This is a genomic window from Leifsonia poae (assembly GCF_020009625.1).
GTDB classification, from domain to species: Bacteria; Actinomycetota; Actinomycetes; order Actinomycetales; family Microbacteriaceae; genus Leifsonia; species Leifsonia poae_A.
Window position 1 is genome coordinate 1,228,379 of record NZ_JAIHLP010000002.1, and the last position, 14,907, is coordinate 1,243,285.

Sequence of the window (14,907 nt, forward strand, 5' to 3'; positions counted from 1 at the left end):
AGCCGTGCGGGTGTGTCACCGAACGCTCAGCGATCTCTCGCGATCGGGATGGGGTTGGCTGCGGCGGCTTTGTCCTCCGCGGTGACCATGGCCGCATCGGCCGGTGCCTGCCCGTCGAGCCAGCGACGCAGCACCCCCTGGGTCAGCTCCTCCGAGACCAGACCGAAACAGAAGTGGTCGCGCCAGTCGCCGTTGATGTGGATGTAGCGGCGACGCAGACCCTCATAACGGAAGCCCAGTTTCTCGACCACCCGCAGGCTCGGGCCGTTCTCGGGGCGGATGCAGATCTCGATGCGGTGCAGACCCAGCTGGTAGAAGCAATAGTCGGTCGCCAACGCCACCGCCGTCGGTGTGATGTTGCGCCCGGCGAACTTCTCGGAAACCCAATAGCCGATGGTCGCCGACGACAACGAGCCGTAGGTGATCGACGAGACGTTCAGCTGACCGGCCAGCTCGCCGTCGTACTCGACGATGAATGGCAGACCGTGACCGGCACGCGCGTTCGTCAGCAGCGACCGGATGCTCGACCGGGTGTCGAACGACATCGGCGCATAGGGGCTCGTGGCCTCCCACTGCCGCAGCCAGCTGCGATTGTCGAGCAGCGAATGTTCGAGGGGGCGTGCATCCCTCAGCCGGATGGGACGCAACCCCACCCTGCCCTCGCTCAAAGTCGGAACGACGATCGCCACAGACCTTCCCTTTCGTTCCCGTGGGCGCTAATTCTCGCCCGCGGCGAGCGAATCGGACGGCGTGGCCGTCATCTCTTCGACGATCTCGTGCGCCGCGGGCGTGTCCTCGAGTCCGGAGGCGAACTCACGGAGCCAGGGCCGCAGGTCGGGCCCGAGGTCGGCACGATCCACCGCGAGCTGCACGATGGCTTTGATGTAGTCGAGCCGGTCGCCGGTGTCGTAGCGGCGGCCGCGGAACACGACGCCGTACACGCCGCCTGCGAGCTCTTCGTCGGCGGCGAGAGTCTGCAGCGCATCCGTCAGCTGGATCTCGCCGCCCTTGCCGGGCTCGGTGCGCTCCAGAACGTCGAACACCTCGGGACGCAGAACGTATCGGCCGATGATGGCCAGGTTGGAGGGCGCGCTCTCACGGTCCGGCTTCTCGACGAGACCGGTGATGCGCACCACGTCTTCTTCATCGGTGGACTCCACCGCGGCGGCACCGTATAGGTGGATCGAGTCGGGGTCGACCTCCAGCAGGGCGACAACCGTGGCGTTCCTCTGCGCCTGCACCTCGAGCATGCGGCTGAGCAGTGGGTCGCGGGCGTCGATGATGTCGTCGCCGAGCAGCACGGCGAACGGCTGGTCGCCGACGTGCATGCGGGCACGCAGCACGGCGTGGCCGAGACCCTTCGGGTCGCCCTGCCGCACATAGTGCATATCGGCGAGGTCGGTGGAGTAGTTCACCTTCTCGAGCCGGTCGGTGTCACCCTTCTTCGCCAGGGAGGCCTCCAGCTCGGTGGCCCTGTCGAAATGGTTCTCCAGCGCGTTCTTGTTGCGGCCCGTCACCATCAGAACGTCGTGCAGGCCCGCATCCACCGCCTCTTCCACCACGTACTGGATGGCGGGCTTGTCGACGACCGGGAGCATCTCTTTCGGCATCGCCTTGGTGGCCGGCAGGAAGCGAGTTCCCAGTCCGGCCGCGGGGATGACTGCCTTCGTTACTTGCTGAGCCATGTTCCACAGGTTATCGGCATAACGGATGCGTCCCGCCGCAATCTCCTAGGATTGCGTTATGGATTCGGACACTGCCGCCCATCGCAAGCGCGCTCTGCGCGCCGAACTCCGCGAACGACGACAGAACCTCACCGCCCCCGAGCGGGCGACCGCGACAGCGGGGCTGACCCGCAACCTCGTCGACCTCGCCACCGACCTTTCCGCGCGCTCCCTCTCGTGCTACCTGTCGACGCCGACCGAGCCCGACACCCGCCCCTTCCTCAACTGGGCGCACGAACATGGCCTGCGCGTGCTGCTCCCCATCTCCCGCGAAGACGGCCTGCTGGACTGGACCACCGGCGACGGCGAAAGCGAGACGGAAGGCCTGTTCGGCTTCCCGGAGGCGGTCGGCGACCTGCTCGGACCGATCGCCATCAACGACGTCGACCTCATCATCGTGCCCGCCGCAGCGGTCGACAGCACCGGAATGCGGATGGGTTGGGGGCGCGGCTATTTCGACAAGACCCTCGGCAGCATGGAAAAATGTCCCCCGGTGTACGCCGTTCTGTTCGACGGCGAACTCGTGGACGAGGTGCCGCGCGAGCGGCACGATCAACCGGTGGATGGCGCGGTCACCCCGACCAGGATCGTCCAGTTCACGTGACGTGCGCCCGCAGCGCCGCCCGACATCCCGAACCCTCCGGAGCCTGACACATGCCCACCTATTCCTACTCGTGCCGCGACTGCGGAACGGCCTTCGACACCCAGCAGGCATTCACGGATGACGCCCTCACCGTGTGCCCGACCTGCGGCGGCTCGCTCCGCAAGGTGTTCGGCGCCGTCGGGGTGACGTTCAACGGCTCCGGCTTCTACCGCACCGACTCGCGGGGAACCAAGTCCAGCTCGACCGCGCCGTCCGGCGGGTCGGGGTCCGGGTCGTCCGGTTCCGGTTCCAGTTCGTCGGGCGGCAGCTCGTCGGGCTCCGGCTCATCGGGCTCCGGCTCATCGGGCTCCGGCTCATCTGGCTCGAGCGGATCGTCCGCATCCGGTTCGTCTTCACCCAGCACCACCTCGTCAAGCCCGTCCTGACCGACGAAAGGAAAGCTGTCATGATCAAGGGATTCAAGGAGTTCATCCTCCGAGGCAACGTCATCGACCTCGCTGTCGCGGTTGTCATCGGCGCCGCGTTCACCGCCGTCGTCAACGCGATCGTCAACGGGGTCTTCAACCCGCTGATCAGCGCGATCTTCCAGGCTGACAGCCTGGACACGTCACTGGTCGTCACGATCGGCAAAGCGCAGATCACCTTCGGTGCCGTTCTCGGAGCGGTGATCCAGTTCCTCATCGTCGCCGTGGTGGTCTACTTCGTGTTCGTCTACCCGATCAACATCGCCAAGGAGCGTGCCCAGCGGCTGCGCGACAAGGGCGTCGTCGAACCGGATGCCCCGGTCACCGACATCGATCTCCTCACCGAGATCCGCGACCTGCTCCGCAGCCAGCAGGAGCCTCCCGTCGCCTCCGGCAAGCACGCCGAATAGTTCCAGCAAGCACGCCGAATAGCTCCGGCAAGCACGCCGAGTAGCTCCGCAGGTCCGCCCGCGCCCGATCGTGCTCAGCGGTCACCAGTGAGGCGGAACGTCCTGGCGGAGGCGGTCGTCGTTACTGTCGCCGGGGCGGTCACCCCAGGCGGCGTCGGTGTCCTCGGCGGCGCGCGTCGGCGCATCCGCTCGGCCCGCCGGGCGCGCTTGCGGCGTCGGGTCGCTTCCCGGCACGGCGGGCAGTTGCGCACGGCGACGCTTGCGGCCAGACTCTTCCTTCACTCCCCCAGCCTAATTCGTCGCCTGCGCACCGCACTGCCGCGCGACGAAGCATTCGGGGCATTCGGGGCGGAATACGCGACGCGCGCACGCGCAGCGTGTCAGGAAGCGGCGGGGATGACGGGCAGCGTGATCGGGGCCGTCTCGGTGTTCTCCGCGGCGGCGCCGATGAGGCGGGCGATGCGAGCGGCCACCGCGTCCGGGTCGGCGAAGAGTTCGAAGCTGTGCACGCGCAGGTAGTGCCAGCCGAGGCGGCGGAGCACATCCGGCCGCAGGCGCAGCGACTCGCGCAGGCTCCCCTGATTCACGTCATCGTCGGTCTCCACGGCCACCGCACGGCCGGCGTGGGAGGCGACGAGGGCGAGCTTGCCGCGGTACCCGAGCTGCACGTCGAGGCCGCGGCGCACGAGACGCTTGGCGAGGTCGAGCAGCATGGGTTCGGCGTCGAGGCTGAGGTATTGGGGAACGGAGGCCTGGATCTGGTCGGCTTCGGCGAGCACCTGAGCGAGAGCGGCGATACCGTGCCGCATCCGGGAGTCGTCGATGTCGTCGGGTTTGAAGCAGGAGACAATGTCCATGGAGCGGCGCGCGCGGGTCATACCGACGGCGAGGAGGCGTTCGCCCCCCGGTTCTGCGAGGGCGCCGAAGTTCGAGAGCAGGCGGCCGTGCGGGGTGCGGCCGTAACCGATCGAGAAGATGACACGGTCGCGGCTCTGGGCGACGGACTGTTCCAGGGTGACCACTGTGAACGGCTCAGCGCGGTCTTTCAGGATGAAGTCGGCGAGCTCGGTTCGTTTGGCGAACGCGGCGAGAACGGCCTGGTTGACGCGCACCGCGTGGCGTTCGCTCGCGGTGATGACCATGAGGGATTCGCGGGGCCGAGCCGCGGCGTGTTCCAGCACGAGTTCGACGACCTTGGAGACCTCGGCATCCGTGCTCTCCACAGCGCCGGTGTCGGAGTCGGGCATCCCCTGACCGCCGGTGACGTAGTTGAGAGTGAGGCTGCCGTGTCCGAGGTAGGTTCCCGCCCAGGGCAGGGAATCGATCTTGCCGCCGTAGAACCGACGGTTGACGAGGTCGGCGAGATCTTCTCCGCCGGCCCGGTAGCTGCGGGTGAGCGTGTACACGGGGAGCAGTTCCGAGAGCTGGGCGAGCGCGGAGTCGGCATGGGCCGCATCCACGTCGCCGCTGTCGATGATCTTGCTGTATTCATGCACGCCGATGTCGAACGCCGACGGGGTCTGCGTGACCGGGTCGCCGAACGCGACGATCTGGCGGGCGCGGCGGATGACCGACACGTTCTCGGCGAGGCTGGAGGCACCGGCGTCGACGAGGAAGACCGCGTCGAACACGAGATCGGTGCTGATCGCCGGAACCTCATACGGTGAGACGAGCCAGACGGGGGCGAGCGGGCGGGCCAGGTGCGGTGCGGCGGCGTTGAGGGTCTCAGCGGTGGGCTGGTCGCTCTTGAGCAGTCGTTTGAGCGCGGCGGCCTCGTCTGGCCAGTCGACGATGCCGATCTTCCAGGTCTCGGCCAGCATCCAGGCCAGCTGCTGACCGGTCGCGGAGGCGTGCGCCTCGTCCACGAGTCGGAAGTCGGCTTCGAGCCGGTCGAGCACCCCCGTGTTGGCGCTGAGCAGGGCGCGGTCGGAAGCCAGGAGGGTCTCCAGCACCGACTGCCACCAGGCGAGTTCGAGTTCAGCGCTCACCTGGGTCTCGGGCACGTGACGCTGCGAGAGATCGGCGAGCAGCGGGTCGAGTTTGCGCTCACGCAGTGAGGCGAGCAGGGCGGTGCGCTCCTGCAGGTTGGCGAGCACCTCAGACTCCGCGGCGAGCCCCGCGATCTGCCGGGTCAGTTCGTCGACCGGGAGCATCGAGAGCGAGTTGGCCGCCCCGGTGCGCCGCAGCGGGATGTCGAGGCGCGCGAGATCTTCGGCCACCCGCTGGTAGGCCACCTGCACATCGGCGATGCCGACGGGCACCTCGGGCACCACGCCCGCGGCCGCGAACCGCTGCCAGAGGATGCGCTGCTGCTGGATGCGCCGCAGGCTCTCATTGAGGTCGGTGACGTGCACGCCGGGGCGAACGTATTCGAGCGCGAGCTTGCGCAGGCGTCGGCGGTTGGCGCCGGACATGGTCGGAGACTCGCGACGGGTGGAGGTGGCCGCGATGAGTTCGGCCAGCGAGCGGTCGTAGACCGCCGGCTGGAACTTGTCGAGGGTCTCCCGCACGTCGAGCAGCAGCCGCAGGTAGACGCCAAGCTCGGCGATGGATTCGAACGGCCGCATCTTCGTCTGGCCGATGAGGGTCTTCGCCCGCTCGATCAACCGGGGCAGTTCGGCGCGGTTGAGTTTCTTGGCCAGGTCGTGGGCTGCGTTGCCTTCCGCCGTGGTGGCGAAGGAGGCGCCGTACCAGGGCGAATCGTTCGGGCCGTACCGGAACTCGCCGAGGCGGGCCGAGCGGATGAGCGCTTCGGCTGCGGCGGTGCGGTCACGGGCGAGCAGCTGGATGGCCTCGCGGTCGAGTCGGGCGGTCGTGGCCGGCGGGGTCGGCAGCAGGGAGAGCCGGGAGAGCTCGCCGAGCGCTTCCAGCACGGAGACGCCCAGCACAGGGTCGCGGCGGGTCAGGGCGGCTCGATAGTCGAGGAGGACCTTGCGCAGCCGTACGAGCGCGTCATCGACGTCGGTGACGCGTGGCTGGGCGGCCTTCTCGTTGCGCCCGATCGATTGGATGACGTCGCGGCGCAGGGTGCGCGGCGTCACCGCGAGACCGGGCAGACCCACCTGGGTGAGCCGATGGGTGATGTCGTCGAGGCTGGAACGGCGCGGGCTGACCACGAGCACACGCTTGTGCTGCGAGACGAGCGCGCCGATGGCGTTGACGATGGTCTGGGTTCCGCCGGTGCCGGGCAGGGTTTTGACGACCACCGAGTTGCCGGCAGCGATCTGGGCGACCACGTTCTCCTGCTCCTCGTCCGCGTCGAGCAGCAGGCTGTCCGTGGCGGGAGGCCGGTCGTCCTGACGCGCGGCGGCGACCGGGTTGAAGGCGCTCTCGACGCTGCGGCGGGCGGAGGGGTTGCCTGCCAACGCATCCAGCACCACGGTGTCGAGGTCGTCCGCTTCAGCGCGCATGGCCGCGGCCACATCGGCGAACGACGACGCGACCAGTCGCGGCTGCACGTTGAACCAGGCGAGGTGCGAGGTGAGGCCTCGCAGGCGGTCGATCACAGGCTGCGGTTTGAAGACACCGTTGGTGAGCGCGAGCGCAACGAACGCGTCCGCATCGAGGGTGATCTTGAACTGCTCGGCCAACGCCCGCGCTAGCTCGGGGTTGAGGAACGGTTTGCCTTTGAGCTTCAGCTCGAAGTCGCGGCCGTAGCGGCGGATCGCCAGCGGGCGCAACAGGATGGGGGCGGTGAACTCCTCGCCGCCGTGCCGCCACTGCGCGAGGCCGATGGCCAGGTGCACTGATTCGATGCCGCGCACCGAACGCAACTCGATGCCTTTCGCCGTGATGGCGGTGGCGGCGGCGCGCGCGGTTCGGAGCGCCAACTCGTCGCGGATCAGGCTGGAGAGCAGAGTGCTCTGCCCGGTGATGAACTGGGGCAGACCGCCCGGATGCGTCGAGCTCAGCTCGATGCGGGAGCGGGGGCTGTCTTCGAAGTGCAGCAGGGGGGATGCGCCACCGAGCCCTGCGATCTCGTCGCGCCATCGCCGCCAAACGGGGTCGGCGATGTTGCCTGCGACAAGCCCGGGATCCCCCAGACTCAGAGCGTGCGGTGACGTCGTGTTCTGGGGGTTCAGGGCGTCGTCGTCCGGAATGTCCGACGTCATGTCGTCATCCTCGTGTTTCCTGTCGAGTCGCCACACACGGCCACCCTACGGGCAGATGCGGGCAAAACCCCGGCAATCCGGGCGAGTTTCGCGTGAAATCCGTGTTCATGGCTCGGAGGGCGGGGGGAGCAGCCCGGTGCCGCGGAGCGCTTTGCTCAGGTTGAGTCGTTGACCCGCCCGGAGCGGCATGTCATTCAGCGGGTTGAGAAACTCGACATCGTCCATGCTGATGCCGAATCGATCGGCGATCGCACTGACGGCATCACCCGCGGCGACGAGATAGGTGGCGGGGGCGCCCGATTCCTGTGTGACCGTTCCTGTCGCACCCGTGCGGGGGCCGGCGTCGGCGACGTGGAGACCGGGGCGGGTGTCGGGCACCGTCCAGGTGATCGGTGCGGTGGCGAGCGGGGTGAGCACGCAGCCGTCGCCGTCGACCGCGGCGCCGGTCCTGGGGTTGAGGGCGGGGACGGAGAGAACGAGGGTTCGGAAGATGCTCGGATCGCCGTTCCACTCGCCGATCGGAAGACCCCGGAGATCGCCGAGGGACGAAATGTCACCGAGCGAGGCGGTGTGCGTGTCTGCGAGACAGGGCGTTCCGATCGCCCACGGGCTGAGGCCGAGTTGCAGTTCCCCCGGTTCGGTGGAGTGGAATCCACTCAAGGAGACGTGGAAGCCCCCCGGGTCGGCGGTGATGGTCGCCGACCCGACGGTCGAACCGTCCGGGGTGGCGAACGCTCCGGTGCCGATCACGCCGATGAGGACGACGTTCGGCAGCGGGGTGGAGGTCGGGGTCGGCGAGGTCGCGGGCGGTGTGCGGGCTCCCGCTGCCGGCGCCGAAACCGCGCATCCCGAGAGTGCGAGCGCCACGATGGCGAGCAGGGCGACGGCGACCGGTCTCACAGGCCGGGGCGGCGGGGTGCGGCTCTCGGTCACGTCGTCGTGCCCGGGCCGGGCTCGTCGAAACCGACGAACATCGTCGTGTGCAACACGAGGATGTGCTGTTGCGCGATCTGCACGGCGCGCACCGGATCATGTCGCCGAAGGGCCTCGACGATGTCGGAATGGTCGCGATTGGCGTCGTGCAGGTAGTCGATGGGGTACGGGATGAAGTAGCGGTAAAGACGGTAAAGCACGTCGGTGTAGTGCGGGATCGCCCAGTCGAGGCCGGATGCACTGGCCAGGCCGAGGTGGAATCTCTCGTCGGCGGCGTGATACTCCGTCCAGTTCTGCGCGGCGGCCGCGGCGGCCACGTGTTCGTCGAGTGCGGCGATCTGCTCAGGTGTCGCGGCGAGCGCCGCCTGATGCACGAGCGCCGATTCGAGCAGAGTCCTCAGCTCGATCAGCCGGTGTACCTCGACGGCGTCGGCCCGGTAGGCCTCGACGGCATTGTCCTCGGTCGCCGGGGCCCGCTCGGCGACGAAGGTACCGCCGGCGCGTCCGCGTCGGCGCTCGACGACTCCGTCGTCGGCGAGCGAGCGCAGGGCACGTCGCGCTGTGATCTCGCTCACGTCGAGAGCCGCGGCGATCTCGGCGTCGGAGGGGAGCTGCTCCCCCGCGCTGAGCATCCCGTGATCGATCGCAAGCACGATTCGGGCTCGAACGGTGTCGGCCGCTGAGAGCCGGGTGATCCCGGCCAGGACCGGCGCGCTCAGCGGGGCGGCAGAAGGCCCGGCGGAGTTGTCCAGTTCATCGGCGACGGAGCTCACGGTGACCACTTTAGACTCCCGCGCTGCGTCGTCTGCGGATGCGGGCTAGACAAATTCGATCATTATGATCTATTTTATTCCCAGCCTCACCGCAAAGGAGCATCCGTGGCCAGAAACCTCAGCATCGCCGCCGTTCAGGCGGCGCCTCGCCCGATCGGCGCCGACCTCGCCGGTTTCGCAGAAGACGCCGCCCGAGTCGCCGCCGACACCGGCGCACAGCTCCTCGTCTACCCCGAACTGCACCTGTTCGGCTGGGAGGGGCTCACTGACGATGAAGGACGCAACGCTCTGCTGAACGAGTCGGCTATCGCCATCACAGACCCGTTCGTCGCCGCGCTCGGTTCCCTCGCCCGGAGCCTCGGCCGCTGGCTCATCCCCGGCTCGATCTGCGAGCGCGGAGCGGGCGGAGAGCTCTACAACACCGCGCTCGTGTTCGCACCGGACGGATCTCTCGCGGCGAGCTACCGCAAGGTCTTCCCGTGGCGCCCCTCCGAGCCGTACGACCCCGGCGACCGCTTCGTCGTCTTCGACATCGACGGGGTCGGCCGGCTCGGTCTCTCAATCTGCTACGACGCCTGGTTTCCCGAAGTCACCCGGCAGCTCGCCTGGCAGGGCGCCGAGGCCGTGATCAACATCGTCAAGACCACGACCCCGGACCGCGAACAGGAGGTCGTGCTCGCCCAAGCCAACTCGATCGTCAACCAGACCTTCACGGTCAGTGTGAACAGCGCCGGGCCGGTCGGGCGCGGCCGCAGTCTGATCGTCGACCCCGAGGGCGCCGTTCGTGCCGTCTCGCCCGATGCAGGTGCGACCGTTCTGACAGACACGATCGATCTCGCCGCCGTCGAGCGCGTCCGCGAGAACGGCACGGCCGGCTACAACCGCATGTGGAGCCAGTTCCGGCCGGGCGACGCACCGATCGAACTCCCCCTCTACGACGGCCGCATCGATCCGTCGACCTGGCAGCCCCGCATCCCCTCCCCCCTCACGACCCCCACCGATTAGGAGACGACAATGGCTGTCGCACCCACCTTGAAGCGCACCCTGACTCTGCGATCCCTCGTGCTGTTCGGGCTCGCATACATGACCCCACTCATCGTTCTCGGCATTTTCGGCGTCGTCGCCGAGACGACGGGCGGAGCGAGCGCATCCGCCTATCTGGTCGCCCTGATCGCGATGCTCTTCACCGCGTCGAGCTACGGACGGATGGCGGCCGCCTACCCGGTCGCCGGATCGGCATACACCTACGTGCGGCGCACGATCGACTCACGGGTCGGCTTCCTGGTGGGCTGGGCTGTGCTGCTCGACTACCTCTTCCTCCCGATGGTGATCTGGCTGATCGGCGCCGCTTACCTCGAAGCACAGTTCCCGGGCGTTCCCGGCTGGGTCTGGATCATCGGGTTCATCCTGGTCACGACGCTGCTCAACGTGCTCGGGATCAAGGTGGCCGACCGCACGAACTACGTGCTCATGGCTTTCCAGGTGCTCGTGATCATCGTGTTCGTCGGGCTCTCCATCGGATCGATCGTGGCCGAGCAGGGAGCGAGCGGGCTGATCAGTGCGAGCCCGTTCGCGAACCCGACGGCGACATTCTCCGGCGTCACCGCCGGAGCGGCCATCGCGGCATACTCCTTCCTCGGGTTCGACGCGGTGACGACGTTCACCGAGGAGACGATCGAGCCGCGCAAGACCGTGCCGCGCGCCATCCTGCTGATCGCTCTGATCGGCGGCGTGATCTTCGTGCTGGTCTCGTACACGACCCAGCTGGTGCATCCGGGCGGCCACTTCACCGACTCGTCGTCGGCGGCGTTCGATATCGCGCTCAAGATCGGCGGAAACGTCTTCGGGGCCATCTTCATCGCCGGCCTCGTGATCGCCCAATTCGCTTCCGGCCTCGCCGCGCAGGCGTCGGCCTCCCGGCTGCTGTTCGCGATGGGCCGCGACGGCGCTCTGCCGCGCGCGGTGTTCGGCCGCATCAGCGAGAGGTTCCGCTCGCCGGTGATCAACATCGTGCTGATCGGCGTGGTGGGACTCGTCGCACTGTTCCTCAACGTCGCCACTTCCACCTCGTTCATCAACTTCGGCGCGTTCGTGGCTTTCACGATGGTCAACGTGTCGGTGATCGTCTACTACTTCCGCCGCCGCCGGGAAGGCACCCGACTGAACCCGGTGATCTATCTCGTGCTCCCGGTCATCGCCGCGGTGATCACGAGCTACCTCCTCACGCAGCTCGACATCAACGCCATCGTGCTCGGGCTCAGCTGGCTCGCGGTCGGTGTGATCGTGCTCGCATTCGTCACCAAGGGCTTCCGCAAGCTCCCGCCCGAGCTCGACTACTCGGAGGCCGAACCCGTCGAAGGTTCCCCTTCGCTCGTGCAAGAGTAGGGCCGTGCTTCTCAGCCTCGCTCAGATCGCCTCCGGCACCGACATCCCGCACAACCTGAACCTCGTGCGGGATGCGGTCCGGGGCGCGGCCGACACCGGCTCCGACCTCGTGCTGCTTCCCGAGTACGCGATGTACGAGAAGAAGATGGTGGACGCCACCTTCGCCTCGGCCGCCGAGCCGCTCGATGGGCCGTTCGGCTCGGCCGTCGCCGACCTCGCGGCCCGGCACGGCATCGCCGTGGTCGTCGGCATGGTCGAGTCGAACCCGGCGGAGCAGCGGCCCTTCAACACACTCGCCGCCTTCGGCGCAGACGGCTCGCTGCTCGCCGCGTATCGCAAGATCCACCTCTTCGATTCGTACGGATTCACCGAATCCGCCTGGATAGCGCCGGCGCCGCACGCCGAGGCCGTCACATTCGAGACGGGCGGGGCGCGGGTCGGTCTGATGACCTGTTACGACCTCCGCTTCCCCGAGCTCGGCCGCCGGCTGGCCGAGGAGGGCGCCGACCTCGTCGCCCTCTGCTCCTCCTGGGTGCCCGGCGAGCACAAAGTCGACCAGTGGCGCACCCTCACCCGGGCCCGGGCGATCGAGAACGGGTACACCGTCGCCTCCGTGTCCCAGACCCCACCCGTCTCGATCGGCCGCAGCCTGGTGAGCGGGCCGGCGGGGGAGGTTCTCCTGGAGCTCGGCGACGGTCCGCAACTCGGGTCGGTGAGGATCGACCCCGACGCGACCCGGATCGCCCGGGAACGTGACCCGATGCTCGCCAACCGGCGTTTCCGGGTCAGCCCCGACGAGCGCCACGCCTGATCTTCAGCGCGGACGCAGCGGCGACTCTCTGGCGAGTTCGACGACGATGCGTTTGTCGTCGCCGGGGGCGCCGGCGTCGTACCAGAGCCGGGTCTGCTGACCGTTTTCGACCGGAGCGGAGATGTGGATGGTCATCATCCGCTGCACCCAGCGCTGCACGCCCTGCAGATCGGTGAAGCCGAAGGTCACCGTCGTGAGAATGCGGTCGCTCTCCCGAAACCGGGTGTACCCTTTGTCGGTGACCGTCGCCGTCGTGGCCTGCCCGGTTCGCATCGTCGCTACAGCGGTCGCCTCGCGGAGCCGACGCGTGGCGGCGGCCGCGACGCCGAGGATCAGACAGATCAGCCCGAGCCCGAACGCGATCAGGGCGACCAGCTCCAGAACCGATGCGTTCTCCGCGTTCCGCGGAACGATGAAGACTCCGGCACCGATGCCGAGCAGTCCCGCCGCATGGCCGTACATGACCCCGATGTCGCTCCGCTTCATGACGATCGCAACCCACGCGATCGACGAGATGACGAGGAGGAGCATGCCGAGCGGGATCGCGACGATGGTCGCCACCCCAGGCCCGTCGGGAACATCGATCGATGCTCCGGCCCCGCCCCAGCCGTACCCGGTGAGGAACCCTCCGACCAGGATGAGGCCCAGCGTCACCAGCACGCGCAGGGTGGACGGGCGACGGGAGGCGCGCTCCCGGCGGACGATGCTCGGGTCGACGATGCTCATCCCCTCATTGAAGGGCCCGAGCAGGGCGCCGCGCAACCATTGGGCGTTCACCGAGGAGCGCCAGGCCGAGGACACCGCACAGGAGGTAGACCCCGGCCTGGCCGTTGAGGATCGCGACGACGTCGAACCGCTCGGCGAGCAGACCCGCCACGAGCAGCCCGGCGCCCTGGGCCGCGCCGCCGACCGTCGTCACACTCGCAATGACGCGACCGAGCGCATCCGGCGGGGTGACGCGCTGCACGATCGTGATCGTGCCGCTCATCGTGGCGACGGCAGGAACACCGACAGCGACGAACAGGCCGGCGTACACCCAGACGGCGGTGGTGACACCGGACAGGTTCCAGGTGACGAGCGAGATCGCGCCGAAGACCAGATACCCCCAACCCACCAGGGTGCGCGGTGCGAACCGGCGCAACAGCATGCCGGAGAGCACGCCGCCGACGACCCCGCCGATCGCCTGCACTCCACGAAGCAATCCGACCTCGGTGTCGCCCGCTCCCAGGCGTTGCACGACGTAGACGATGAAGAGCACGAGGAAGATCCCCTGCGCGAACTGCGACAGCACGGTGATCACGGCGACGGCGCCGAGCGGGCGGATACGTCGGATCGTCGACATACCGTCGAGCCATTGGCGGAAGAACCGCGGAGACGTCCGCGACCGGGCGGCGAGCTCCACTCCTTCTTCTCTTCCCCCCACGACGCCGGGGCGGCTCGACGCCACCAGCACAGCGCTCACGAGGTAGCTCGCGGCATCCACGATCACCACACCGGGCAGGCCGACGAGGGCGAAGACGAGACCGCCGAGCGGCGAGCCGATGAGCCGGGCGAGGTTGTCGGCCACGGCCATCAGAGCGTTTCCGGTGCCCAGCTGCTCCGGGCCGACCAGACGCGGCACCAGAGCTTGCTTCGCCGGGTTCACGACGGCACCGAGGCAGGCTTCGACCGCGGCGACGACGTAGACGATCCACAGGCGATCGGCGGAGGCGAAGAGCAGCGGAAGCAGCAGCATCCCCTGCAGCAGGTTGGCGACGATCATCGTGCGCCGCAGATCCCAGCGGTCGACGAGCACGCCCAGGAAACTGCCGAGGACGAGCATCGGGATGAGCTCGGCCAGGAACACGGTCGAGGCGCCGAGTGCAGAACCGGTCACTGAGAACGCGAACAGCGGAAGCGCGATCATGAGCAGCCAGTCGCCCGTGTCGGAGACGAAGCTGCTCGCCCACACCAGGGCGAAGTCGCGCCGGAGCAGCGGCGAGCGCAGGCGTCCGGGTGCCGGCAGGGTGTCGGTCATCGCGACGTGGTGTCCGGATGGCGGTAGGCGTTGAGGTGAAGGGCGACAATGTCACTGCCTTCCGGAACCTCGGAACGGGTGAGCGCGATGTACGGCCGGATGAGGGCGTCGAGCCGGGCGTCGAGGTCGCTGAGTTCGGCGGGCGTCATTCGGAGGGCGTACCCCGAGAGGGTCATCGCCTCGCGCCACGGCTCGGTCTGCCCGTCTCGCTGGGCGACCGCCCGCCGAGTGAGCGCGGCTTCGTCGTCGATCTGCTTCTGCACGAGCATCCGCTCAGCCGAGTCGACGCCGAGGGTGAGCGCGGGATCGTCCGTGCGCCCGAACTGGAGCCCGGTCGCCGTGGAGCGCCACGGCCGTTCCCGCCCGTCGACCGGGTCCACCGATTCCACCAAGCCGAATCGCGCGAGTGATCGCAGATGGTAGCTGCAGTTGGAGGCGGTCGAGCCGACGACTTCCGCGCATTGGCTCGCCGTCTGCGCCCCGAACGCCATGAGGTGGTTCAGCAGCGCGAGGCGCAGGGGATGCGCGAGCGCGCGCAGTGCACGGGCGTCAGTGACCTGGCGACGATCCTCAACCCGACCAACTATGAAAGACATGTTTCACATCCTGCCTCTCCCCTCCCCTTTCGTCAACCACCACCACCGTCCTCCGACCCCGTTGAGGTGCGGCGCCGG

At 68.2% G+C, this 14,907-nt stretch carries 15 protein-coding genes; 6 read left to right on the forward strand and 9 right to left on the reverse strand.

Annotated elements, in window-relative coordinates; all coding sequences use genetic code 11:
- Positions 1–26 precede the first annotated feature (26 nt).
- Positions 27–689, reverse strand: a complete 663-nt coding sequence (locus tag K5L49_RS06500; RefSeq protein ID WP_223691308.1) for a GNAT family N-acetyltransferase — start codon at positions 687–689, stop codon at positions 27–29.
- A gap of 27 nt (positions 690–716) precedes the next feature.
- On the reverse strand, positions 717–1,685 hold the full coding sequence (galU, locus tag K5L49_RS06505; protein ID WP_223691309.1) for a UTP--glucose-1-phosphate uridylyltransferase GalU: 969 nt from the start codon (positions 1,683–1,685) through the stop codon (positions 717–719).
- A gap of 58 nt (positions 1,686–1,743) precedes the next feature.
- Here galU and K5L49_RS06510 point away from each other — a divergent pair, with 58 nt between their 5' ends.
- The 3 genes from K5L49_RS06510 to mscL are packed head-to-tail and all read left to right on the forward strand — an operon-like array spanning position 1,744 to position 3,202.
- Positions 1,744–2,328: a 5-formyltetrahydrofolate cyclo-ligase gene (locus K5L49_RS06510; protein ID WP_223691310.1), complete on the forward strand. Its 585-nt coding sequence runs from the start codon at positions 1,744–1,746 to the stop codon at positions 2,326–2,328.
- Positions 2,329–2,378: 50 nt separating this feature from the next.
- Complete coding sequence (locus tag K5L49_RS06515) at positions 2,379–2,753, forward strand: FmdB family zinc ribbon protein (RefSeq protein WP_223691311.1); 375 nt, start codon at positions 2,379–2,381, stop codon at positions 2,751–2,753.
- Positions 2,754–2,773: 20 nt separating this feature from the next.
- Entirely contained in the window at positions 2,774–3,202 is a 429-nt protein-coding gene (gene mscL / locus K5L49_RS06520) for a large conductance mechanosensitive channel protein MscL (protein WP_223691313.1), read from the forward strand.
- Between the two features lie 81 nt (positions 3,203–3,283).
- Here mscL and K5L49_RS06525 read toward each other — a convergent pair whose 3' ends face one another.
- From K5L49_RS06525 to K5L49_RS06540, 4 genes are all read right to left on the reverse strand, one after another.
- Positions 3,284–3,484, reverse strand: coding sequence for a hypothetical protein (locus K5L49_RS06525; RefSeq protein WP_223691315.1), 201 nt, complete (start codon positions 3,482–3,484; stop codon positions 3,284–3,286).
- A 98-nt stretch (positions 3,485–3,582) separates the two neighbouring features.
- The gene (locus tag K5L49_RS06530) at positions 3,583–7,314 is read right to left on the reverse strand and encodes an AAA family ATPase (RefSeq protein WP_223691316.1); all 3,732 of its coding nucleotides are present in this window, start codon (positions 7,312–7,314) and stop codon (positions 3,583–3,585) included.
- Positions 7,315–7,419: 105 nt separating this feature from the next.
- Positions 7,420–8,247, reverse strand: coding sequence for a LysM peptidoglycan-binding domain-containing protein (locus K5L49_RS06535; protein ID WP_223691318.1), 828 nt, complete (start codon positions 8,245–8,247; stop codon positions 7,420–7,422).
- Positions 8,244–9,020 (reverse strand): FadR/GntR family transcriptional regulator, encoded by a 777-nt coding sequence (locus tag K5L49_RS06540; RefSeq protein ID WP_223691320.1) that lies wholly within the window; start codon positions 9,018–9,020, stop codon positions 8,244–8,246. The genes K5L49_RS06535 and K5L49_RS06540 overlap by 4 nt, the downstream gene beginning before the upstream one ends.
- Before the next feature lie 105 nt (positions 9,021–9,125).
- On the opposite strand from K5L49_RS06540, the gene K5L49_RS06545 reads away from it, so the two are divergent.
- The 3 genes from K5L49_RS06545 to K5L49_RS06555 are packed head-to-tail and all read left to right on the forward strand — an operon-like array spanning position 9,126 to position 12,216.
- Positions 9,126–10,025, forward strand: a complete 900-nt coding sequence (locus K5L49_RS06545; RefSeq protein ID WP_223691321.1) for a carbon-nitrogen hydrolase family protein — start codon at positions 9,126–9,128, stop codon at positions 10,023–10,025.
- A gap of 9 nt (positions 10,026–10,034) precedes the next feature.
- Complete coding sequence (locus tag K5L49_RS06550; RefSeq protein WP_223691323.1) at positions 10,035–11,405, forward strand: APC family permease; 1,371 nt, start codon at positions 10,035–10,037, stop codon at positions 11,403–11,405.
- A 4-nt stretch (positions 11,406–11,409) separates the two neighbouring features.
- The gene (locus tag K5L49_RS06555; protein WP_223691325.1) at positions 11,410–12,216 is read left to right on the forward strand and encodes a carbon-nitrogen hydrolase family protein; all 807 of its coding nucleotides are present in this window, start codon (positions 11,410–11,412) and stop codon (positions 12,214–12,216) included.
- 3 nt (positions 12,217–12,219) lie between these two features.
- Here the strand turns inward: K5L49_RS06555 and K5L49_RS06560 are convergent, their stop codons facing one another.
- The 3 genes from K5L49_RS06560 to K5L49_RS06570 are packed head-to-tail and all read right to left on the reverse strand — an operon-like array spanning position 12,220 to position 14,829.
- Positions 12,220–12,942 carry a hypothetical protein gene (locus K5L49_RS06560; protein WP_223691327.1) on the reverse strand — a complete coding sequence of 241 codons (723 nt, stop codon included), beginning with the start codon at positions 12,940–12,942 and terminating at the stop codon, positions 12,220–12,222.
- A 4-nt stretch (positions 12,943–12,946) separates the two neighbouring features.
- Positions 12,947–14,233, reverse strand: coding sequence for an MFS transporter (locus K5L49_RS06565; protein WP_223691329.1), 1,287 nt, complete (start codon positions 14,231–14,233; stop codon positions 12,947–12,949).
- Positions 14,230–14,829: a helix-turn-helix domain-containing protein gene (locus K5L49_RS06570; protein WP_223691330.1), complete on the reverse strand. Its 600-nt coding sequence runs from the start codon at positions 14,827–14,829 to the stop codon at positions 14,230–14,232. Before K5L49_RS06570 ends, K5L49_RS06565 begins: the two co-directional genes overlap by 4 nt.
- Positions 14,830–14,907: the final 78 nt, after the last annotated feature.